This window comes from Alicyclobacillus sp. ALC3, assembly GCF_028751195.1.
GTDB lineage: Bacteria > Bacillota > Bacilli > Alicyclobacillales > Alicyclobacillaceae > Alicyclobacillus_L.
The window spans coordinates 629,594-653,382 of sequence record NZ_CP066784.1 but is presented as its reverse complement, the minus strand read 5'-3'; the positions used below and the strand labels follow the sequence as shown (position 1 = coordinate 653,382).

Here is a 23,789-nt window from a genome sequence, read left to right as displayed (position 1 = left end):
AGGAGGAAACGCCATGCAAAGTTCGAGACTAGACGATGCCATCGTGTTCGCGGCGAAAGCGCACAAGACGCAAATGCGGAAAGGCACCGACATCCCGTACATCACACACCCGTTCGCGGTGGCCATGCTTCTGCAACAGGCAGGGTGTGAGGAGAATGTCGTGATCGCGGGACTACTGCACGACACGGTGGAGGACACCGATGTCACGCTTGCTGGCATCCGGGAGAGGTACGGGGAGCGAGTTGCAGAGCTTGTCGATGCGGCATCCGAGCCGAACAAGGCGGCTCCCTGGAAGGAGCGCAAGGAACACACCATCAAGTTTCTGGCTGATGCTCCGCTCGACATCAAATGCCTGTCCTGCGCTGATAAACTCCATAACATCCGCAGTATTTTGAGCGATCTGGATAAGCAGGGCGCGGGCGTCTGGAAACGGTTCAACCGTGGCCGGGATGAGCAGGTCTGGTATTACACGGAACTCCTGCAAAGTTTCTATCGCAATCTGCCAGCCGACAACGACTATTTCCTGTTCGCTGCCTATCGAAATGCAGTAGTTGAACTGCGCCGAATCGTGCATGACGAACTTCGTGCACAGGAAGGTATCGCGCCGAATACGGACGCGAATGAGGTTGGTCCAGTCCCTGCATGGGAAGATGGTGAGATTGCGGTGCGCAAGTTTGCTCATGCTTTTGACGCCGATGCAGTGTTCGGCGGTCAGACGGTGCCCATGTGGTTGTTCGAGTTCGGTCAGAGGATGTTTAGTGAAACGCAGTCTGTCCCATCGACGTTCACACTCGCAGATGTCCGTGGCTGCCTGTTTATGCTCCTCGAGATGTGGCACGGCGATGAACACAGTGGTGCGGTGGAGATGTCCGACGAATCTGTGGCGTTCGTTCAGGCCCTCCTGCCAGCGATTCGCGAGCGCACGCGGGGATAATGGGAGACTTCCTCGGCAGTGGATATCGAATCGCTTGACATCTTGTTGCGGAAGAGCAGAAGTCCTGTTGCCTCGTGTGTTCATCATCTATGAGTAGCATGCGGAAACTGACGCACCGGCAACGGGGCGGCCGCGCCAGCCGACCCGCGCCAGCCGACTCGCGCCGACCCGCGCCGCATACGCTACCACCCGGACCCGTGCGTGCTTCCTGCCCCATTCGAGGCGGGAGCAGCCGTGCTGGTCGTCGACGGAGTGACGGCGTACCACCAGCCACGATATCCTTGCCCTTTGACTTGCCCCGCTGCGATGTCGCCGCTGAACGTGTAGAGTGGGATGCCGTTGTATGTCACCTGCTTTGAGCCGTTCGCGCGCTCCATCAGTCCAAGTTTACCCGTGACTCCGGACCCGCCTGTTGGCGTGCCTGAACCTTTCCAGATGAAAGGTGGCCATAGCGCGGCGCAAGCCCCAGTGCATGTGCTTTTGTTGATGCTGTCTTTGGTGTAGTGATACAGCGACATTCCGGACCGAGTAGTTAGAATGTTCCCTAAATTATGGTCGGCAGTGACCTTGATAGCTTGGCTCTGCTGCGACGACGTACTGGCTGCTGCATTTTGAGATGTTGTGCCTGTAGCCGACGTGGGGGTTGCACTGGAGGCGCCGTTGACACCGCATCCGGTCACCAGTACAAGAATACCCGCGGTGACAGCAATTCGCCACAAGTCCCTGCTCGAATGGCGCACCCGACGTTTTACGGTCATGCTCTTCATCCCCATTCTCGAGAGCCTTGCCGACATGCTCCCCTGAACATATCGCCTCTCAGCCAATAAAACGAGGTATCGTCGCAAGCGGTTTTCAAAGCCGTTTGCGTCAACGCTCGACGACGCTCCTTACAGAGAGGACCGACCGTGACGGTCCTGACGTAATTTTCTCTACGCACCAAAAACCAAAGGCTACTTCTGTGCGTTTATAGGGTTAAAGGAACGTGTTCGCATGCTATGAGTCCAACCCTTGTAGCGCTCTGCGAACGTCCGTGTCGCAACTGTGGGTGTTGGCAAACTGAGATATACGACACGAAGGGGATGGCTGATGGACACGACAACGCACGATGACAAACTCCTCGCAGCGTTTGATGTCTTAAGTAAGCACGGAACGCTCTTGATCATTTGGGCGCTGTCTGTCGGGGCGCAACGCCAGATTGACATGCTCAAGCTGATCCCGGTGATTAGCGTGAAGACGCTCAGCAAACGGCTGTACGAGTTGGAGGAGGCCGGGATTGTCATGAGGACTGTGTATCCAGAGATGCCGGTGCGAATTGAATACTCGCTGACGGACTCGGGCGTTGCTTTAGCAAATTTAGTGAGCGGGATTGAGCAATGGGCCGACGAGTGGGCGTATACGTAACAGCCGTGGTGGTGACCCGTTGCGGGTAAAGACCGGCAGCAGTCTGCAACGTACACGTGCAGCGAAGAAGGATACGGCGTAGGGGGGAGGTGAGGCCCTTTGCGAAACTTCACAGCGTCCGAAAAATCATCTGGCACGCTTCGACTGGTACAATCTACACAGAATACACATAGTGACGGCGTAAGGGGTAATAGAGGAGAGGACGTCTTGTCAGATGAAGAATTGTTCGAAGCGATCAAGGCGGGGGATGGCGATGCGCTGTCCTTACTCTATGATCGCTATTCACCGATGGTGTATCGAATTTCTAAACGTCTGATCGAGGACGACCGAGAAGTGCAAGAAGTGGTCCAGGACGTCTTTACGCGTCTGTGGACCACGTCAGCCAGGTATCCTGCGTATGGGGAGTTCGACCAGTGGTTGTGCGTCATCGCGCGCCGCATAGCGATTGACCATCTGCGCAGAGAGAAACGTCACGCGGATGTCCAACTAGCGAATGTTGAGACCTACAGCGACTGTCCCGATACATATGAGGCCACAGAGATGGCCGTTGACCGAAAACTACTGAAAGAGGAACTTCTCAGTGCCATTGGAAAGTTACGTGAAGACCAACAAGTCATCCTTCACCGGGCCTATTTTCTCGGATACACGCTACGTGAAATCGCAACTTCCTTGCAGGTTCCCGTCGGCACGGTAAAAACGAGGCTTCATCAGGGACTCATGAACCTGAGAGCCACGATGGCATCTTGGGAAAAGGAGGAGAACAGTGGCCAAGACAGATGACATGTGTGCGTTGCTTACGGAGTATGTGCTCGGGGAACTGACCGATTCGCAAATGCGAGAGTATGAGAAACATCTGGCAGAATGCGACTCCTGTCAATCTGAATGCGAGTCCTTGTGGTCATCGCACAAGCTGCTGCTCACAGATGTGTCTTCGGATGCACCGAGCCAGTGGCTTAGTGAGCAAAAGTCACAAATTCTCGCCCATGCGTTCTCGCGGCGTAAGCCCAGGTTCCACGGCGGTCCGATGAGTAGGTCTAGTGAATTGGGGCGCAGTCGGCGGATTGGGCGTAGGTGGACATGGCTGGTTTCTTCAGCCGTACTCGTGGGATGCCTCGCGGTGGCAGGCATCTTGGTTCACAATGCCTCCGTGCAGCGTGCGCCGACACCTCCGGTCAACCTGCTCGGTCAGTGGCGGCTGGTCGCTGCCCCGACTTATCCACGCGCTCAGGGTATGGCGCTGGAAGTGCATCGTCTGCAGAACAACAACTTAATCGTGTATGTGAATCACGTTCCGGTTCAGTCACAATGGGGTTGCTACGGAGTCTGGGGACTAGCCAATGGACAATGGCACAGTTTAGGGGAATTTACTGTAGGCAACCACGGCAATGGAGCTATCACCATCGGTCTCGACATCCAAAAACACTACAACAAACTCGAGATCACGCTCGAACCCCGTTGGGGAGACGCGACACCTGAAGGCCCACAGGTCCTGCGTAGCCCCGTTGTCAACGTCTGAATCTCGCGAGGTCACGTCCCGCTGGAGATTTTGACGATTCAACTTCGCCCCGTGGTTGACCAAATTTATCTTAGAATGAACATTCATATTGAACGTTCATTCCAATACGAGGTATAATTGAGTTGGTTGGAGGTGACACCATGCGTGGCGATGTTGACGGAAAAAGACAGAAGATACTGGATGCTGCGAAGCGGTTATTTAGCGAGAAGGGCTACCACGGGGTGTCCATCCCCGATATCGCACGCGCTTCAGAAGCGAGTGTCGGTTCGATATACTACGTGTTCAAGGACAAGGAAGACATTTTGCTCAGCTTCTTCGACGACCTAAACAGCGTTTACCACGAAGTGTTCAAACAAGGCAGTGCGATATCAGACCCGCTTGAGCAGTTCAAGTTCACCGTGCGCGAACTCTACCGTTCCATTGACCAGGCTTGGGAACTCTTCATTATTATGTACAAAGACTATGGAACGCTCGACAGGGACACCTTGCGTCGGGTCCTCAACATGGAACGTGAAACATCGAGCGCAATTGCTCAGATCATTCGTGACGGACAAGACCAAGGACGGTTCTACGCAGGGGTTGACGCTGATGTGCTCGCCTTTGATGTGGTGAGTCTCGGTCACATGTGGGCCTTGAAGAAGTCCAACCGTCTCCGAAAATGGCTGTCTCTGGAGCAGTACACGGAGTCACACCTACAATTTTTCATGGCACTGCTGAAGCAAGGAGAACAATAAAAATTTCGGTATTATGAATGCGCTTTCATAAAAAGTGAGAGGAGAATGAGGGTTGAGCGAATCCCGTCCTGAGTTTGATCCCGTCGACCTGTGGGGCACACCTGAGCCATGCAGCGCTTTGACGTTGCACCGTCAGCATTTCGAGAAGAAGGTTCACCAAGTCACAAATCGTGTGTATTCAGCTGTTGGCTACTCGCTCGGAAACTGCATTCTGATTGTCACTGACGCTGGGAACGTAATTGTGGATACAACCGAAAGCCAAGAGGCAGCCGAGGAGGTCAAAGCAGAGTTTGACAAAATCTCGCCACAACCCGTTACTGCCGTGATTTACACACACGGACATCAAGACCACACGCACGGAACAGCCGTGTTTGCCACCCATCAAACCCGCATCTACGCCCACCGTAAGACCAAGGAGTTTCTTGAACAGCAGTTCAGCCAATTGCAACCGATTCTGTCGCTGCGGGGCAGCCGACAATTCGGTCTGCTGTTACCAGCGGACTACGTGCCGAGCAGCGGTCTAGGGCCGCACCTGCGAATTGACCGCGCTCGGTTGCCCATCTTGTTGCCGCCCACGGATGTGTTTGACGATGTTCTTGAATTGGAGATTGGTGGCGTCAAAATGGTGCTGCACGCGGCTCCCGGTGAGACGGACGACCAGATTTTCATCTGGGTGCCTGACGAGAAGGTACTATTGAGTGCCGATAACTACTACCCGGCTTTTCCTAACCTTTATACGATACGAGGTACAACGCCGCGCCCCGTACAACAGTGGATTCAATCCTTGGACAAGATGCGGGATCTCGAGCCTGAGTACCTCGTTCCAAGTCACACTCAACCACTGTACGGAAGAGACCAGATTGTCGGACTGTTGACTAGGTACCGTGACGCGATTGAATACGTCCATGACGCCGTCGTTCGGGGCGCTAATCAGGGTAAAACTCCCGACCAATTAGTCGAAGAGATTCGCCTGCCACCAAGCCTCGCTGAACAGACCGAACTCCTTGAACTGTACGGCAAAGTGTCGGAGGCCGTGCGGGCCATTTACGACGGTTATCTTGGCTGGTTTGATGGCAATGCGACAAACTTGGAACCGCTTGCACCAAAAGAGCGGGCACAACGCATCGCGAAATTAAGCGGCGGAGTAGCCAGCCTCGAGGCTGAGGTCACATCTGCATTGCATCGGCGCGACTTTCAGTGGGCAGCGGAACTGAGCGACATCATCCTCCAGTTGACTCCAGACAGCCGGGAGGTGAGGTTCCTCAAGGCAGAAGCGTTGTTTCGGTTGGGTGAGGCGTCCATCAACTCCAATTCGCGGTCGTATTACTTCTACCAAGCCTTTGAGTTGACGGGTCAGATTCAGGGTAAACGGGTGGCCAGAAACGCACGTCGGGCATATGCCGCAGCCATGCCCATCGACCGTTTCTTTGCTGCCATGCCGGTCTGGCTCAACCCCGATATCAGTGCAATGGCAAACCTCTCTGCGAACGTCTGCGTGGTGGACGTAGACCAGTGGTTCATCGTGAACGTACGTAAAGGCGTCGCGGAAGTCCGGCAAGGACAACAAGCCGCTCCTCTCATCACGGTGGAGGTACGGGCACAAGACTGGAAGGAGCTAATTCTCGGGGTGGTCGATCCGCAAAGCGCGGTAACGGAGGGACGAGTGGCCCTTGCTGGGGATTCGGCCGTGTTAGCAGAACTGGTTGCGGTGTTTCAAGACTGATTGTTGCGTTAGTAGGCTGTGCAGTCCATCCCCAATATCAGTGGTTGCGGTGCCCGATTTGAAACCGTCTATGCCATCAAGTTCATGAGGGGGTAAGGGCGTGTCAGGGAGAAAAAATAGAAAATTATTATTATTTAAAGAGCTAAACACCTATCCGGTCGGTGGGTATCGTATCTGGCTCCTGGTTATCGCCTTGCTTGCCAACGTGGTCGCGTACTATGAAGGCCAAATGTCCGCTGTATTGCCACTGATTCTGACGGGACTGCATATGAGTCTGACGACCTACGGTTTGATCAGTGCTGGGTCCACCGCTGCGGGTGCAATCGGCGCCTACTATAGTGGTCGTCTGGCAGATTCGCGCGGGCGAGTTTTTGCACTGGTGCCGAGTTTATTCGTCACGGCATTTTGCGTCTATGCAATGGTACTGGTGCATTCTGCACTCGGCTTGCTGGTCATCCGGGTCGTCCTATCGCTCGTGGAAGGCAGCGCAGTTACTGCAACTGCGGGGCTTGTTCGAGACTTCTCGCCCCGGTCAGGTCGTGCTATCGCATATGCATTTTGGGGCTTTGGGCCGACCGGATCAGCACTACTGGCTACGAGCCTGGCTGGCTGGACACTGCCTGTGTGGCATACCTGGCAATCGCAGTTTTATATTGAAGGCACGATTTCGCTGGTACTGGCGATTCTTGTCGCATTCAACATCGCCGACCTTTCACCGAACCTGCGTGCAGAGGTGATTGACGACGTGAGCCGTTTGAAAGCCATTCGTCATGCGGACGTGGCGTCTACTCCCGCGGTTAAGCACAACATTTCGGAGCTGTTGAGGTACCCGCACGTGTGGGCGAGTTTAATTGGTATTTCGATGTTTCTGGTCTCCTATTACACGTTGAGTCTCTATGGCCCGACAATGCTCGTAAAAACCTTCCGGTATTCGACGGCACAAGCGGCTGGCATGCTCTCCATCATGTGGCTGATGTTTTTTGTTTTCAAATTTGTCGCCAGCTATGTGTCAGACCGACTGCAGCTACGCAAGGTCTTTTCACTGGTTGGCGGAATTGGCGCGTTTGTCGCGCTGCTGGTGCTTTCGTCTGACGTGAAGCACCACGTGGGACATCGTCCGTTGCTGTTGGGACTAGTCAGTGTGGGGATTTTCCTCGGAGTGGCTTATACACCATGGATGGCCATGTTCTCCGAGACGATGGAGTCGATTCGCCCCGCTTTGCAGGGGAGCGGGTGGGGTGTGTTTGGGCTGTTCGTGCGGGTAATGGTCACCGTCCTCCTCGTCGCTGCACCCCTGATGACTGCAAAAGCACATTCCTGGGCGCCTTGGCTGTACGTGATGACAATCTCGGAATTTCTGTTCATTCCGGCACTGCTCTTCATGAAAGGAAGTTGGCGGCGTCCAGTCCCACAGTCTTTGGAAAGTGTGAGTTCAAATCAGGCGCTATGAGTCTACGCTTCGCAGGTTTCGCATGTAACAGCTGAACGGCCTTAACTCATATTCAGGCATTATACAGGCTAGGCTATCTAAAGGAGTGACGAGTGTGGACAAACCCTTTAATTTTCTCGTGATTGTGGTGGACCAGGAGCGTTACCCCTCTGGATATGACAATGACGAATTGCGGGCGTGGCGCAGACAAAGCCTGTCCGCTCAAACGTTCTTGCGGGAGCATGGGCTGGAGTTCCAAAACCACTATGCGGGGGCGACGGCGTGCAGTCCGAGTCGAGGCACCCTCTTTACGGGACAATACCCATCGCTGCACGGAGTCTCCCAGACGACGGGTGTGGCCAAAGAGGCTTTCGATGACAACATGTTTTGGCTCGATCCAAACACGGTACCCACGATGGGGCACTACTTTCGGGCCGCAGGCTACCAGACCTTTTACAAAGGGAAGTGGCACGTTTCCGATGAGGACATCCTGATTCCTGGCACGCATGCTGCGCTGCCGAGCTACGATTCGACGACAGGGGCTCCTGACCCGGAACTGGAAAAACTCTATGAGCAGGCAAATCGCTTGGATAAATATGGGTTTGATGGTTGGGTTGGTCCCGAGCCTCACGGTAAACATCCGCGTAACACGGGGTCTTCCTCTGGGAGAGGCTCACAGGGTCGCGATGAGGTGTACGCCGGACAGGTGGTCGAACTCATTTCGCAACTCGACCGCGCAAAGCAGTTGACAGAGGACGAACGGGATAGTGCGCCATGGCTGATTGTGGCATCCTTCATCAACCCACATGATATCGCTCTGTTTGGTGCCATGACTGTGGACAACCCACTCTTCCACTTCCACGCGGACGATGTACCGCACATCCCAGCTCCCCCAACAGCAGATGAAGCACTGGACACGAAGCCTAGTTGCCAAGCTAGTTACCAATCCGTTTACCCGCAGGCGTTCCAGCCGATTCTTGACAGCGACTTATATCGCCGTGTCTACTATTCACTTCAAAAACGAGTAGATGAGCAGATGATGCGGGTGCTTGAGGCCCTGGAAAACTCAAGTTTCTACGAGGACACCATCGTGGTCTTTACGTCCGATCACGGCGAGCTTCTTGGCGCTCACGGTCTACACCAAAAGTGGCACAACGCTTACGAAGAGGCCATTCACATCCCTCTCGTCATCCACAACCCACGCCTCTTCCCGCATGCCCGTGTTACACAACTCCTAACCAGTCACGTGGATGTTTTGCCGACGATATTGGGTATGGCCGCGATTGACGTAGAAGCAGTCCAATCCGGGTTGCAGCAGCGATTCAACGATGTGTATTCGCTTGTGGGGCGGGATTTGTCAGGTTTGGTACTTTACAACGAGCAGCCCGAGCCAGCCCCGGTGTACTTCATGACGGACGACGAAGTGGCGCGAGGTCTGCACCAGGTGAACGCGCGGGGACTGTTTTACGAGTCGGTACAGCAGCCTAACCACGTGGAGAGTGTCATAGCAGTTGTGCGGATGGGAACCCGCGACGTGACCTGGAAGTACGCCCGCTATTACGACAATCCGCAGTTTTGGAGTCATCCGGGCATCAAAGACGTGTACACGGAGCTCGCAACGTCTGTTGACGACGAGGCCGAGCCTTCCCGTTCTGTGATTCGTATCAAAACAGAGGCCGTCCCCGATGAGTTTGAGATGTACAATTTGACCGACGACCCGTTCGAGGAGAAAAACCTCGCAGACCCGAAGTATGCCTCTGCAGAGACGAACGCCATCCGGGAGACGATGAGCGGCCTGTTGCGCGAGCAGTCTCAAATGAAACGCTTAGTACCGACGAGGATGGTTCCGAACAGGACTTAAATTTCACGATGTGGAATGTTTTCCGCGAGCCGTTGACACCGCTTACAGGCCACCCCTATGCTTATACCATAAAACAAAACGCATTCCGTAATACGGAATGAGGTCTTTCACGCTACGTCTGGTCATCTGTAGCAACTACACCGGTTCAGCATCTTGTCGGTGCGACACGGGGGTGAGTCGATGTCTCGGTGGGACGTAGAGGTTGACGTTGTGATAGTTGGCGCAGGGGCGTGCGGATTGGTTGCTGCCTCTGCACTCGCTGAAGCGGGTCTTGACGTGGTTGTGGTTGAGAAGATGAGCAGTCCAAGCGGCAACACGTCGCTCAGCCAGGGTATGATTCCTGCCGCAGGCACGCGCTTCCAGAGGGACTTGGGCATTGATGACAGACCGGAAACTCTGTTCGAAGACATCATGAAGAAAAACGGGGGGACGAGTGACAAGCAGGTAACTCGGGCTGTCAGTGAGCACGCATGGCGAGCCGTTGAATGGCTTGTCGAGGGTTGTCATGTCGACCTTTCTGTCTGCACTGATTTCAACTACCCTGGTTTCTCGAACTACCGAATGCATGCACCACCTTCCCGCTCCGGGCGGGACTTGTTAATCAGTTTGGAACGACACGTGGGAAAACAGAAGAACGTGTCCATTGCCACGCGCGCGGCGTTGACGTCGATTGTGCCCGATGCCGATGGAACTCGTATCGACGGGGTTCAGATACTTCAGAACAACGAGATGATGTTGATCGGCGCAAAAGCTACCATTCTTGCTTCCAACGGCTTTGGCGGCAACAGAGATATGGTCCAGAGGTACATCCCGGCAATGTCGGATGCACTGTATTTCGGCCATGCGGGGAACACGGGGGATGGAATCCTGATGGCTTCGGAGATTGGGGCGGCTGTTGGCTCGATGAGCGGTTTCCAGGGTCATGCTTCCGTGGCTGTTCCCCACGGAATCCTCATCACGTGGGGCACTGTCATGACAGGTGGAATCCTGCTAAACGCCTCGGGAGAGCGATTTACGAATGAGATACAGGGCTACTCGGAGATGGCGCTGGAAGTTCAGAGGCTGCCCGGAAGCGTGGCCTTTGAACTGTTCGACCAGGTGAGCTATGATGCCGCCTCTTCCATTTCTGACTTTCGCACAGCAGTCGAGGCAAAGGCGGTCCGAAAATTCGACTCTCTGGAAGCGTATGAAGCTGCGTTTCACTTGCCGCCCGGGTCCGTATGTTCCACGGTCACGGCCTATCATGCCTCTTTGCAAAATGGGTTGGACAGTGATGGACGCCCGACTTCAGGGGTCGACCCGTTTGAGCGTCGGGAACGGCGCAGGCTCGCGCCACCGTACTACGGCGTTCGCATTGGACCCGCACTGTTTCACACCCAAGGTGGATTGAAGACCAACGAGCATGCGCAGGTCATCAGACGGGATGGCAGGGTGTTTAAAAACTTGTACGCTGGCGGGGGAGCGGCTGAGGGTCTGTCTGGCCCGCATCCAAAAGGGTATTTGTCCGGCAACGGTCTGCTTTCGGCGGTGACGTTGGGGTACATTGCAGGGTTGCACGCTTCACAGTAGTCGCACACGCCAGACTTTCGCGCGGTGACAGTGTTCAAGTAGGAGGTGGCGACGTTGGGTGAAACCATCAGTCAAAAGATCGCGGCGAGAGCCAGCGGGTCAGAGCGCTTACGTCCAGGCGAAATTGTATTTGTGAATGTAGATATTGCGATGATGCATGACTCGAGTGGTCCGCGCAGAATCGGCAAAACGATGAGTCGGCTTGGTAGGAACGTGTGGGATCCCGATAAGATTGTCTTAGTGTCTGACCACTTTGTCCCGGCCAATGACGGGGTTGAAGCCGACATTCTTCGGGTCACGCGTGAGTTCGCCGCAGCAGAGGGCATCAAAAGGTTTCACGAAGCAGAGGGCATCTGCCACATCGTCCCGGTTGAGATGGGTTACATACGCCCAGGAATGATGTACGTGGGAGGAGACTCGCACAGTACAACAGCGGGTGCGCTTGGGGCGTTTGCGATTGGACTTGGCTCCACAGACATCTTAGGCGTCATGGTGACGGGACAAACGTGGATTAAGGTTCCTGAGACCATCAAGGTAGCTTGGAAGGGTGCACTCTCCCGACAAGTCATGGCGAAGGACATGATACTCGGACTGATTGCTCAACTTGGTGGCGACGGAGCAACCTACAAAACGATTGAATACGGCGGTGAGACGGTAGATTCGCTGTCCATGGACGAGCGGCTGGTGCTGTCCAACATGGCCATTGAGTTGGGCGCAAAGGCCGGAATTATCGCTCCGAACCAAGTGGTCTTTGATTACTTGGCAGAGCGCGGTGTGAACAAAGAGGAGTACTCGACGGTGTACGCTGACCCGGATGCTGAGTACGTGCAAGAAGTCCAGCTTGACGCTTCCAAGCTCACACCCCTCGTCGCCCGGCCGCACTCACCTGAAAATGTCGATGAGGCAAAGACGGTGGAACAGGAAGGAGTTCGGATTCATCAAGCATACATTGGCGCTTGCACCGGGGCGAAGTACACCGACCTCAGGGCTGCAGCTGATGTGCTGAAGAATCGCAGAATCGCGCCTGGCGTCCGGCTGCTCATCGCTCCTGCGTCGGTGAGGGTTCTCCGTCGGGCAATGGAAGACGGGACAGCGGCGCAACTGATGGACGCTGGTGCGACGTTTCTTCCTTCAGGGTGTGGCGCTTGTGCGGGCATTGGCCACGGTATTCTCGCGTCGGGCGAGGTTTGTATATCATCTACGAATCGGAACTTTCCAGGCAGAATGGGCAATCGAGAATCACAAGTGTACCTAAGTTCACCCGCGACAGTTGCAGCTTCGGCGGCCGCAGGGTACATTTGCGACCCGAACACGGTGGTCGGTCAAGGCGGTCGACTGAGCCCTGCGAACACGATATCCATGGAGGGTCGGTGACATGACGGAATCCGGGCGAGTGTGGAAGTATGGAGACAACCTTGATACGGACGTGATCATTCCGGGGCGATACCTCAAGTTTTCCGTTCCAGACCTCGTCCAGCATGCTATGGAAGGGGTCGACCCGGACTTTGGCAAACGCGTACAGGCCGGCGACTTCATTGTGGCTGGCAAGAACTTTGGCTGTGGCTCGAGCCGTGAGACTGCGCCGGGCGTTTTGAAGGGCGCTGGCATTGCCGCAGTGATTGCTCCGTTCTTTGCTCGCATCTTCTACCGTAATGCCATCAATTTCGGTTTGCCGGTGCTCGAGTGTGCAGAGTGTTTGGAGATAGAGCAAGGGGACCGACTGATAGTACACCTCGAAGACGGGGTCATTGAGGATGTTACACAACAAAAAAATTACGGCTTTCAGCCCTTTCCACCGACTGTGATGGAGATTCTTCAGGCTGGAGGACTCGTGAGTGCCTTGGAAAAGCGCTTTCTGGGAGGGGGCGCGAGCCATGAATGATGCCGGGGTCACAGTGACTAGAGCGGAGTTTCGGCAGCGAGTCTATCGGCGACCGATTTTGGTGGCTCCGGGTGCGTACGACGCTTTGACGGCCAAGCTCATCGAACATTCCGGATTCGAAGCCGTGTATGTTAGCGGTGCTGGCGTCTCGTACAGCACACTTGGGCAGCCTGACGTTGGACTCGTCAGCTTTGGAGAAATGGTGGAAAGCGTTCGAAAGGTCGCGTCTGCGGTAGGCATCCCGATTATTGCCGACGCTGATAACGGCTATGGCAATCCATTAAATGTTCGTAGGACCGTACAGGCGTACGAGCTTGCTGGGGCCTATGCGATTCAGATTGAGGACCAGGCTTGGCCCAAGAAGTGCGGGCACCTGTCCGACAAGGTGATTTTGCCTACGGACGAGGCGGCGATGAAAGTAAAGGCCGCAGTGGAAGCTCGGCAAGACCCGAACACGATGATTGTCGCCCGAACAGATGCGCTTGCGGTCACTGGTCTCGAAGACGCACTTGACAGGGCGCTGCGGTATGAAGAGGCCGGTGCGGATGTGGTCTTTGTCGAGGCGCCGCTCTCTTCCGACCAGATGCAAAAGATTTGCGAACGCGTCTGCGTTCCCTGCTTGGCCAACATGGTCGAAGGTGGGCGCACGCCTCTGCTGTCCAATACCGAGTTACAGGACATCGGGTACGGCCTCGTCATCTACCCGAACATGCTGACGCGCATCATCGCCCGTCAAGCGCTGGACGGACTGCACCACTTAAAGTCGCACGGAACAAGTCAAGAATTGATGCCGAAGATGATGTTGTTCAAAGAACTAAACGAGCTACTGGGTATGGAAGCGATTACGAAGCTACAGCAGCAGTATGCCGTTGACGGTGTAGCGACGAAGTAGACGGGAGGCGAAGCGGATATGGATATCGATGCGATTACCCTAGCTGTGGTGAAAGGCCGACTCGAAGAGATCGCGGACGAAATGGACCTCACACTCTACCGCGCTGCCTTCTGCCCTGTCATCGCTGAGGGACATGACGCTTGTCATGGCTTTTACGAGAAGGACAGCGGCGGGACTATCATCCAAGGCAAAAACGGCCTGCCGATATTCGTTGGTTCCATGCAGTTTGCAGTCAAAGCTGTGATTGACCGAGTGACACAGCGAGACGACTTGCACGAAGGCGACGTGTTTATCTTCAACGATCCGTACCTTGGCGGCACGCACCTGCAGGATGTGAAGTTGGTTAAGCCTTTCTTCTACGAGGGAGAGCACCTTTTCTACATTGCTGGAACGGGGCATTGGATGGATGTCGGCGGCGCGGTACCGGGTGGATTCAATGCAACCGCAACGGAGTTTTTTCAAGAAGGTTTTATGGTGCGCCCTGTAAAGATCAAGTCCGCCGGTGTCTTCAATGAAGACATTGCAGACATCTTCCTCACAAACAGCCGCTTGCCACGCTATGCCTATGGCGACCTGCATGCTCAACTGAATGCCGTTGACGTTGGCGAACGACGGATGCGGGAACTGTTTGAGCAGTATGGCAAAGACACCGTGACAGGTGTGATGAAGGAACTGCGGAACCGCTCTGCACAGCTGATGCGTTCCGAAATTGCGAAGATACCGGATGGAACCTACTCCTTTGAAGACTACTTGGACAACGATGGCATTGTCGACGAGCCTCTCAAAATCGCTGTCGACCTGACCATTTCCGGCGAGCGCATGACACTCGACTTCTCTCGCACGTCGGGACCGTGCAGAGGGCCCCTCAATATCGCGTACTCGACCGCGGTCGCGTGCTGTTATGTCGCGCTCAAGCACCTGTTCACTGAAGCACCTGCCAACGCGGGTTGCTTTGACCCGGTCACTATCCACATTCCGGACACTACGCTACTGAACGTGCAGCCTCCGAGACCCGTGGGTGGGTATTTAGAGGTCATTCTGCGTGTGATTGGTGTGGTGTTTGGAGCCATGAGCAAAGCGTCGCCGGAAAGGAGCTACGCTGCGCCGTATGGGACCGTGAACTGCCTCGCAATCAGTGGCGAAAAGGCTTCCGGAGAGAACTACATCATGTTTATGTACTACGGCGGCGGGCTGGGCGGAAATGCTCGGTCTGACGGCTTGAATCACGGCAGCAACCCAATCTCCACGGCGGCAATTACACCCTTAGAGCTGGTGGAAGCGGCGTATCCGCTGATGTTCACGGAGTGGTCCCTTCGCCCGGATTCGCAAGGCAACGGGAAGCATCGCGGCGGACTTGGAGCGAACTACGAGATTGAAGTTCTCGGTGACGAGGCATATGGCTTCTTTTTAGGTGACCGTGGCAAATTCGCTCCCTTTGGGCTGTTCGGTGGGGAAAACGCGGCGCTGAACCGTCTCCTCATCCGCAAGCAGGACGGTGACCATATCCCGCTAATGGTTTCTAAGGCTGTAGATATCCATTTGCTGCAGGGCGAACGCGTTCGGCTGGAAACACCCGGTGGCGGGGGCTACGGCCCGGTCGAGGAGCGGTCCGAGAGCGCCCTGGCAAACGACATCGAGAACGGGTACCTGACTTCGAACTGAACGCTTCCACCTGTAAGAACAGCATGCGAAAGGGGCGATTGTCGTGGCGATTCTCGTGGGCGTCGACGTGGGTGGAACCTTTACAGACATCTTGATTTTTGATACGAGTTCGGGTTCTGCCAAAGTTGTGAAAACACCCAGTACACCGGATGATCAATCCGTTGGATTTTTGAGCGGCCTACAGTCATCTGGCGTTGATATCAAGGAAATCAGGCGCATCATTCACGGGACGACGGTTGGCACCAATGCAGTCCTTGAACGCAAGGGCGCAAAGGTGGGACTCATCACTACCAAGGGATTTCGAGATGTCCTCGAGATGCGTCGGCGTGAACGCGCTCAAACGTGGGGACTGTGGGGTGATTATATACCCCTTGTACCGCGCAAGTGGCGACATGAGGTCACCGAAAGAGTCTTGGCAGACGGAACCGAGCGTGTGCCATTAAATGAGGCTGAGGTTGTGGCAGCTGCCAAGGCCCTGCTTGAGGCTGGGGTCGAGTCGATTGCTGTGTGCTTTCTCCATTCCTACGCCAACGCAGCTCACGAACAGCGCACCGTACAGTTGTTGAGAGAGTTTTGGCCAAATCGCTATGTCTCCCGTTCAAGCGATATCCTACCGGAAATCAGGGAGTTCGAACGGACTTCCACAACGGCTGTGAATGCCTATGTCCAACCGAAAATGGACCACTACCTGAGTCTGCTTCGGAACCGTTTGGCTGACCACGGATACACCAAGGATGTTTCCATCATCCAGAGTAACGGCGGCATCATGTCTTCACAGTCTGCGCGTGACAAGTCGGTGAATACCGTCCTGTCGGGGCCCGCAGCAGGGGTCATTGCCGCTGCGCAGGTCGGGTCCGTTTCCGGGTTTCCGAATATCATCACGGCGGATATGGGCGGAACGTCGTTTGACGTATCCCTCGTCCTCGATGGGAAGCCAAGCATGCAGGCCGAACAGAAGATCGAGTTTGGTGTGGTTGTGCGTACACCCATGATTGAGATCACGACGATTGGCGCCGGTGGAGGAAGTATCGCTTGGATTGACGGCGCTGGGTTTCTCCAGATTGGTCCTGAGTCCGCAGGCTCGTTTCCTGGGCCCGCTGCGTTCGGTCGAGGCGGTACGAGGCCGACGGTCACTGATGCAAACATCGTCCTGGGACGAATTGACGCTGACGACCCGATTGGTGCAAAAGGTAGCCGCTTAGACGTAGAAGCGGCGAAGCGCACGATTGAATCTGATGTTGCAATACCGCTCGGCTTGGACGTCTACGCTGCGGCCGAGGCCATCTTAACGGTTGCAACCAGCAAGATGGCAGGGGCTTTGCGTTTGATTTCTGTAGAACGCGGTCACGACCCACGGAATTTTGCACTTGTTCCGTTCGGAGGCGCCGGGCCGTTACACGCAGCAGCACTGATTCGCGAATGCGGAATCGCGACCGCTGTAGTGCCTTACTACCCTGGCATCACGTCAGCCATCGGCTGTGTTGCCGCGGATGCACAGTTCGACTTCTTACGCACTGTCAATCAACGATTAGATCAATTCGACGTCGACGAGGGCCGGCGGATTTTGGAGCAGTTCCGGTCAGATGGAGTAGCACTCGTCGAGCAAAGTGACGTTGACGTCGTCGAAATTCAGGTCGCGTATCAGGCTGACATGGCGTATGAGGGGCAGACCCATACGGTGCTGGTTGACCTGGACGCAACTGCTTTCACTGTTGAAGGTATTCACAGCGCTTTCTCAAGAGTGTACGAGCGCGAGTTCTCTCAAACACTCGCGAACATCCCGATAAGGTTGCAAACCCTGCGCGCGACCGTAAAAGGCGTTCGGCCACGCCTCGACCTACGCAGTTTGGTGCAGTCAGACGGGCATCGCGTATCGAACGTCGAACCTGAACCATTTAAAACAAGGCAAGTCTACTTCGACGGGGCATTTCGAGATACACCCATTTACGCACGCAGCAGTTTACGACTTGGCGATACAATTACTGGTCCCGCCATCATCGAACAAGCGGATACGACCACGGTCGTTGAACCCAACATGACCTGTTCCGTGGACGAGATTGGGCATCTAATCATTCGGACCACTGTCGCTGAGTCAGGGGGTGTTTTAGATGGCCGACGGTTCTCCTTGGCAGGAGAGAGTTCAGTCCATTGACCGGGCAATTGCTATTCTGAATTGCTTTTCGGTCGAGGTAGAAGAACTGTCTCTGGGGCAAATTGCAACGTCGACGGGGTTGCCGAAACCGACTGTTTATAGACTTCTCACCGCGATGAGGAACCATCAGTGGATTGAGCAGGACGAACGCTCAGGCTTGTATCGACTCGGGTTTCGTTTATACACACTGGGGATTATCGCGGGCGCACCGTCGGACTTACGCAAGGGCGCCTTGCCCGTTATGGAACGCCTGGCCAAAGAGACTAAGGAGACTGTAAATCTCAATATTGTCGACGATGATGAACGGATTTGTATTGAACTCGTCGAGGGGTCACACGGCATACGAAACTTTGTAAAACTTGGCACACGAAACACGCTGCTCCACGGTGCCTCTGGCCGGGTGCTCCTTGCACACCTACCACAACCGCGCATCGACAGCGTCTTGGCGAACGTGGAGACACCGCAACGAGACGACTTGCTGAGTGAAGTCGAACAAATCCGCAGACAAGGCTACGCGTTGACCTACAGCAACAGAGTAGAGGGTGCCTTTGGGGCCTCCGCTCCAATCTTTGGGCACAAGGGGAGCTGTATTGCCGGACTCACAGTATCGGGGCCGGTAGAGAGAATTCGGGAGTCCGAGGGAACCATTGTTGGAGCCCTGTTACGCGCAGCGCACGAGCTATCGGAGCGGATGGGATTCGTCGAGGGACTTTCACGGAAGGTACTACCGTAGAGGAGGTTGGTTTGTGGCGACCACAGCGCTCATTATTGTCGATATCCAGGACGACTTCTGCGCGGTAGACGGCGCCTATGCTCGTGGCGGCCTTGATATTGGTGCGACGCGCGCCATTCTCCCCACAGTGGACCGAGCGATTCAGGGGGCGAAAGCCGCTGGCCTCCCGCAAATTGCTTCACTGTTTACCGTGTTCGAAAACGAGAACGGAGAGGCGCTGTTAGCGCCACACTTGGCGAACACCAGACCGTTTCTTCGGGATTATGGGTTTCGCGTCGGGGATTGCGGCCGGTTATTCTCGAGAGAAGTCACGGCTCCATCACATCAAATCACAAAGCCGCGCCACAGCGCGTTTTATTGCACACCGCTCGAAATTCTGTTGCGAGATATGTCGATCCATAGAGTCGTGATTTGTGGCATCACCGCCAATGGCGGCGTGGCCTCGACAGTTCGTGATGCCTATCTGAGAGACCTCGAAATCGTCGTCCTATCGGATGCGGTTGCGGCATTTTCTGACGAGTTAAAGTATAGAGCCTTGGCGGACATGGGGGAAATTGCGTCAGTGCGCTCGACCGACGAATGGCTGGCAACTCTGTAGAACAGTGCCTTGGCGTCACTGCCGGACCCACTTTGACTACTACACTGGCAGTGACCCTTCCCTATAAAAAACGCGATGCCTTGGGGGTAGGGGGTGAGACATGAAAGTCTCTACAGCACTCGTTCCAACCAGTGAAGTTAGAACATTGTGATTTCTGAAAAGGAGGGGAAACAAGTGCGGACGAAGTACCGTTGGGTTATTGTTGCGTTTGTCGCGTTCATTACTCTTATCAATTACTTGGACCGCTCAGCAGTTGGTTACGCAACGGCCCCCATCACGCAGGCGCTGCACATCAACAACGCTGGTTGGGGACTGATCGGCGGCGCGTTCTCAATTGGCTACTTGTTACTGGCTTTTCTTGGCGGCCCAATTGTTGATCGGTTCGGCGTGAAGCGCGTGTGGACCAGTGCAGCAACGGTTTGGTCGATTGTGACTATTATCACCGCGGCTGCTGCATCGTTTGCAGGATTGTTCATCATCCGAGTCCTGCTAGGCGTCTCTGAAGGTCCCGCATTTCCATCTGTTACTCGCGCCATGAGTCGCTGGCTGCCAGGCCATGAGCGAGGCAAAGCACTGGGGTGGATTGTTGGTGTCGGTGTGCCATTCAGCCTGATGATTGGTGGGCCGGTTATTACCGCTTTGTTAGGCGGCGTTGGTTGGCATGGAACGTTCATCATTCTCGGTGCCGTTGGTTTGTTGTGGGTGTTGCTGTGGATCGGTGTGTTCAAAGACCTGCCTCAACAACATAAGCGCGTCAATCAAGCCGAAGTGGCTTATATCGAAGCTGGGCAGATTGCCGAAGAGCAAGAGGCGCATCTGCAGAAAACGGAATGGGGTCGAATCTTTAAGAACGGCAACTTGTGGTGGAGCGCGTTTGGCTACTTCGCTTGGGGATTCATGTTCTGGGCCTTCATGTTCTGGCTACCTGGATACCTCGGTCAAGTGTACCACCTAAATCTAGCCGCGGTTGGCGCGTTCTCCATCGTGCCCTGGGCCGCAGGAACGGTCGGTGCGATCGTCGGAGGCTATCTGGTCGACGTGTTTTACAAGAAGCGAGCAGGTATTCGTTCACGATTCATCACGATGGGCATCGCTATCCTACTCGCCGGAGCTTCACTCATTCCGATTATTGCGTCTCCGACGCTGGGAACTTCAATCACCTTCATCTCCTTGGGAATTGGTTTTGGGATGGTCACAGGACCTTTGTGGTGGGTGGTGTCCATTGACGCCGCCCCGGAACAACCGGCCGCTGCAGCTGGGTTCGTGGATGCGGCGTTTGCCCTGTCTGGAATTGTAGCGCCTCCGGTAATGGGCTTCATTTCGCAGGCGACAGGGAGTTTTAGCAGTGGATTCGTCGTCATGATCGTCTTGGCGCTCTTAAGCGGCGTTGGCCTGCTGCTGTTCACACGCAACCGCAGCCGTGTCTCTTCGGGACAGAGTGACAGTTCCACTCAGATTGACGCCGTGTAATATTTTCCTGATGGTAGGGCACCTTGGGGTGCCCTACCCTATTTAGAGTAGTTGACTGCGAGGCGTCCCTGCCATGCAAGAGGGTGATTCAGTGGAAGAAATATACGTCTGGGGTTCCTCGAAGGCGCTCACCATCATAAGGCCATGGGAGATGGACTTGAGGTGGTCTCATACTTTGCAATCGTATCCTGATGGAATCGGCAGGGTCCAGGTTTCGTGTCCTCGTACTTGGCTAAGATGTTAATCATATTCCCGCAAAAGATGTACTCCCCTACGCGCTGCCTCGCAATTTAAACAGGTTGATTTTTCAGAATTGACATGATAAGATTCTTTGCATACGTATGCAAAGATGAGGTGAATACGTGATGAGTGATGGTGAGGGGCTCTCTTCCGACCTGTCAAGGGTAGCACCCATTACGCCCGTTCTCGAGTTCCAACACCTTTCAAAAACCTTTTCAGGACAAAAAGCACTTTCAGATGTGTCGTTGAAAGTTGCTTCCGGTGAAGTACACGGGTTGCTAGGACACAACGGGTCTGGAAAATCGACTTTGATAAAAGTCCTGGCTGGATTTCATCAGGCTGATGCCGGTTCGGAACTGTTTGTAGGGGGGCGGCGCATTCACTTGCCTCTGGCTCCAGGTGAATTCCTGCAGATGGGCATTAGTTTTGTTCATCAGGACTTGGGGCTCGTTCCTTCCATGACGGTCTCCGACAATCTCAATGTTTATGATGTAGCCACACGGAATGACCTCATTCTGAAGAACAAGAACCTACAACTAACCGCTCGAAAGTTACTTGAAGGCTATGGATTGAAAATCAACCCACTAACTAAAGTGTCAGAGTTGTCTCAAACGGAACGAGCGCTTCTAGCCATCGCCAGAGCCGTTCACCAACAGAGAAACGTGCGCTTGAATCGAGAAACCGGGCTACTGGTATTAGACGAGCCAACCGCCTTCCTCCCGCTGGAGGGAAAACGTCAACTCTTCGAGTTGATCAGAGCTGTGGTTAAGGATGGGACCAGTGTCTTGTTCGTTTCGCACGACCTCGACGAGGTTATGGAGATAACGGACAGAGTGACAGTCCTTCGTGACGGTGTCGTAACACTGAGAGCCAGTACACAAGACCTTACCAAAGTAGATCTAGTAGAGGCGATAGCAGGCAGACGGCTTGAAACTGCAGTCATCCATCCGTCAGATAACTCGAGGCCAGACACAGCGCTTACTGTATCTGGTCTATCCGGAGTGACCTTAAAAGACACACGGTTCGATGTGCATCGTGGAGAAGTTTTGGGGATTACAGGGCTGATGGGTTCGGGATTCGATGAAGTGCCATATCTTCTGTTTGGCGCCGGAGAGTCCCGGGGTGGTGAGATTTCACTAAACGGAGAAACTTTGTCGTTGGCGACGATGTCTCCATCGGTTGCCATGAAGCACGGGCTTGCACTGTTACCAGCGGACCGTCAGGTTTTGAGCGGAGTGGCGACGTTGAGCATCGTAGATAATGCAACCGTCCTGACGTTGCCCAAGTATCGACGCGGTATTGGGCTGAGTCGCAAACGGATGGTTGCAGACGTGGTTCGTTTAGGCGAGCGATTGGACCTCAGGCCCAATGCGCCAGAACGCCTCCTCGGCTTGCTCAGCGGTGGCAACCAACAAAAGGTCCTGGTCGGGAAGTGGCTACAGACCGATCCAACGGTCTTAATCGTGCACGAACCGACCCAGGGGGTTGATGTCGGCGCTCGTCAACAGGTCTACGAACTAATAGACGAGGCGACGAAACGTGGGGTTAGTGTACTGTGTGCGAGCGCCGACCTTGAGCAACTAGCCCAGATTTGCGACCGGGTTCTGGTCTTTACGAGGGGGCAAATTACTGGTGAGGCTAAAGGGAGTAGCCTGAATAAGGATCACCTGCTATCCCTGTGCTATGGGATGGACGCCCAAAGTATTTGATTGTCAAAGGAGGTGCGGTTTATGAGACCGATGACAGCAACGCAAAAAATCCTTGCGGCTCATGCAGGTCGGTCGGAAGTCGAGGTCGGGGAGATTATCGATTGCCAGGTGGATGTGGTGATGGGGAATGATATTACTTTCCCTCTGGCTGCGCAACGAATGAAGAAAATGGGGTACGATTCCCTGTTTGATCAGGAACGAGTTGTCGTGGTACTTGACCATTTTGCTCCTGCTGCCACTCCGCAGGCTGCGACCCTATTGAAAAAAGCCAAACATGCGGCTGAAGAACTAGGCGTCAAGTATCTCTACCGGGAAGGTACAGGGATCGAGCACGTCGTGATGTCTCAGAAGGGGCACGTGGTTCCGGGCGAGCTCATCGTAGGTGGAGATTCCCACTCGTGTACCTATGGTGCGTTGGGTGCATTCTCATGCGGTGTTGGTTCGGCTGACTTAGCGGTCGCACTGTCAACAGGTAAGATATGGTTGAAAGTTCCGAATACAGTTAAGGTGAACCTCAGCGGAGTTCCCGCACCCGGGGTGTACCCGAAGGACATCATGCTACAAGTTCTAAAGAAGCTCGGATCGAGCGGTGCTCTCTACGAGACGATTGAATTTACCGGTTCAACCATTGCTCATTTGCCGTTTGAAGGTAGGTTTACGTTATGCAACATGGCCATAGAAGCAGGAGCCAAAAATGGGTATATCCACCCCGACGAACAAACAATGAACTACGTACGCCAGAGAGGCAAGAATGGTACGGCGTACACGAGCGACCCTGGAGCTGTGTACGATGCTGAAATTGAAATTGACGTAGAAAAACTTGTGCCCCAGGTTGCCCTGCCGAGTTCTCCGGACAATGTTCGTGACTTAAGCGAGGTGTCTGGTTACAAGATTGACCAAGTGTTCATTGGGTCATGCACGAACGGATGGCTGGAGGATTTGCGTGTTGCGGCAAAGCAGTTGGAAGGTAAGAAAGTTCATCAGGACGTCAAAATGGTCGTTATTCCAGCTTCTCGAGAAATTTATATGCAGGCTATGAAGGAAGGGCTGATAGAGACCTTTCTTGATGCAGGAGCCGTCGTCGGTTCTCCCGGATGTGGACCCTGTTTTGGCGGGCACTTCGGCGTCTTAGGCCCTGGCGAGCGCGCATTGTCCACGTCCAATCGGAATTTTGTGGGCAGAATGGGGGATAAAACCGCTGAAATCATGCTGTCGAATCCGGCCGTCGCGGCCGCCTCGGCTGTAACAGGAAGGCTCACGCCGTCTACGACTGACTAAACGGAG

At 54.6% G+C, this 23,789-nt stretch carries 20 protein-coding genes; 19 read left to right on the top strand and 1 reads right to left on the bottom strand.

Going from position 1 to position 23,789, the window contains the following annotated elements:
• Nucleotides 1–13 precede the first annotated feature (13 nt).
• The gene (locus JC200_RS03035) at nt 14–934 is read left to right on the top strand and encodes an HD domain-containing protein (RefSeq protein ID WP_274434714.1); all 921 of its coding nucleotides are present in this window, start codon (nt 14–16) and stop codon (nt 932–934) included.
• Nucleotides 935–1,116: 182 nt separating this feature from the next.
• On the opposite strand, the gene JC200_RS03030 is transcribed toward JC200_RS03035, so the two are convergent.
• Nucleotides 1,117–1,692 carry a COG4315 family predicted lipoprotein gene (locus JC200_RS03030; protein ID WP_274434713.1) on the bottom strand — a complete coding sequence of 192 codons (576 nt, stop codon included), beginning with the start codon at nt 1,690–1,692 and terminating at the stop codon, nt 1,117–1,119.
• A 328-nt stretch (nt 1,693–2,020) separates the two neighbouring features.
• Here JC200_RS03030 and JC200_RS03025 point away from each other — a divergent pair, with 328 nt between their 5' ends.
• The 18 genes from JC200_RS03025 (at nt 2,021) to JC200_RS02940 (ending at nt 23,783) form a co-directional block, all read left to right on the top strand.
• On the top strand, nt 2,021–2,335 hold the full coding sequence (locus JC200_RS03025; RefSeq protein WP_274434712.1) for a winged helix-turn-helix transcriptional regulator: 315 nt from the start codon (nt 2,021–2,023) through the stop codon (nt 2,333–2,335).
• A gap of 207 nt (nt 2,336–2,542) precedes the next feature.
• Entirely contained in the window at nt 2,543–3,115 is a 573-nt protein-coding gene (locus JC200_RS03020; RefSeq protein WP_274434711.1) for an RNA polymerase sigma factor, read from the top strand.
• A complete protein-coding gene (locus JC200_RS03015) occupies nt 3,099–3,851 on the top strand; it encodes an anti-sigma factor (RefSeq protein WP_274434710.1) in 753 nt (250 codons plus the stop codon). Before JC200_RS03020 ends, JC200_RS03015 begins: the two co-directional genes overlap by 17 nt.
• A 140-nt stretch (nt 3,852–3,991) precedes the next feature.
• Nucleotides 3,992–4,585, top strand: coding sequence for a TetR/AcrR family transcriptional regulator (locus JC200_RS03010; protein ID WP_274434709.1), 594 nt, complete (start codon nt 3,992–3,994; stop codon nt 4,583–4,585).
• Nucleotides 4,586–4,637: 52 nt separating this feature from the next.
• Entirely contained in the window at nt 4,638–6,308 is a 1,671-nt protein-coding gene (locus JC200_RS03005; RefSeq protein WP_274434708.1) for an alkyl sulfatase dimerization domain-containing protein, read from the top strand.
• A gap of 100 nt (nt 6,309–6,408) precedes the next feature.
• On the top strand, nt 6,409–7,758 hold the full coding sequence (locus JC200_RS03000) for an MFS transporter (protein ID WP_274434707.1): 1,350 nt from the start codon (nt 6,409–6,411) through the stop codon (nt 7,756–7,758).
• Between the two features lie 94 nt (nt 7,759–7,852).
• Nucleotides 7,853–9,598, top strand: coding sequence for a sulfatase family protein (locus JC200_RS02995; protein ID WP_274434706.1), 1,746 nt, complete (start codon nt 7,853–7,855; stop codon nt 9,596–9,598).
• Nucleotides 9,599–9,778: 180 nt separating this feature from the next.
• Nucleotides 9,779–11,167, top strand: a complete 1,389-nt coding sequence (locus JC200_RS02990; RefSeq protein ID WP_274434705.1) for an FAD-dependent oxidoreductase — start codon at nt 9,779–9,781, stop codon at nt 11,165–11,167.
• Nucleotides 11,168–11,221: 54 nt separating this feature from the next.
• Nucleotides 11,222–12,541: a 3-isopropylmalate dehydratase large subunit gene (locus JC200_RS02985; protein WP_274434704.1), complete on the top strand. Its 1,320-nt coding sequence runs from the start codon at nt 11,222–11,224 to the stop codon at nt 12,539–12,541.
• A 1-nt stretch (nt 12,542) separates the two neighbouring features.
• Nucleotides 12,543–13,049, top strand: coding sequence for a 3-isopropylmalate dehydratase small subunit (locus tag JC200_RS02980; RefSeq protein ID WP_274434703.1), 507 nt, complete (start codon nt 12,543–12,545; stop codon nt 13,047–13,049).
• Nucleotides 13,042–13,941, top strand: coding sequence for an isocitrate lyase/PEP mutase family protein (locus tag JC200_RS02975; RefSeq protein WP_274434702.1), 900 nt, complete (start codon nt 13,042–13,044; stop codon nt 13,939–13,941). The genes JC200_RS02980 and JC200_RS02975 overlap by 8 nt, the downstream gene beginning before the upstream one ends.
• Nucleotides 13,942–13,959: 18 nt before the next feature.
• Nucleotides 13,960–15,603 carry a hydantoinase B/oxoprolinase family protein gene (locus tag JC200_RS02970; protein WP_274434701.1) on the top strand — a complete coding sequence of 548 codons (1,644 nt, stop codon included), beginning with the start codon at nt 13,960–13,962 and terminating at the stop codon, nt 15,601–15,603.
• Nucleotides 15,604–15,646: 43 nt separating this feature from the next.
• Nucleotides 15,647–17,755: a hydantoinase/oxoprolinase family protein gene (locus JC200_RS02965; RefSeq protein WP_274434700.1), complete on the top strand. Its 2,109-nt coding sequence runs from the start codon at nt 15,647–15,649 to the stop codon at nt 17,753–17,755.
• Nucleotides 17,712–18,488: an IclR family transcriptional regulator gene (locus tag JC200_RS02960; protein ID WP_274434699.1), complete on the top strand. Its 777-nt coding sequence runs from the start codon at nt 17,712–17,714 to the stop codon at nt 18,486–18,488. Before JC200_RS02965 ends, JC200_RS02960 begins: the two co-directional genes overlap by 44 nt.
• Nucleotides 18,489–18,501: 13 nt before the next feature.
• Complete coding sequence (locus JC200_RS02955; RefSeq protein WP_274434698.1) at nt 18,502–19,086, top strand: cysteine hydrolase family protein; 585 nt, start codon at nt 18,502–18,504, stop codon at nt 19,084–19,086.
• 174 nt (nt 19,087–19,260) lie between these two features.
• The gene (locus JC200_RS02950) at nt 19,261–20,556 is read left to right on the top strand and encodes an MFS transporter (RefSeq protein WP_274434697.1); all 1,296 of its coding nucleotides are present in this window, start codon (nt 19,261–19,263) and stop codon (nt 20,554–20,556) included.
• A gap of 365 nt (nt 20,557–20,921) precedes the next feature.
• Nucleotides 20,922–22,505, top strand: a complete 1,584-nt coding sequence (locus JC200_RS02945) for a sugar ABC transporter ATP-binding protein (protein WP_274434696.1) — start codon at nt 20,922–20,924, stop codon at nt 22,503–22,505.
• A gap of 21 nt (nt 22,506–22,526) precedes the next feature.
• Complete coding sequence (locus tag JC200_RS02940; protein WP_274434695.1) at nt 22,527–23,783, top strand: 3-isopropylmalate dehydratase large subunit; 1,257 nt, start codon at nt 22,527–22,529, stop codon at nt 23,781–23,783.
• The last annotated feature ends 6 nt before the right edge of the window (nt 23,784–23,789 follow it).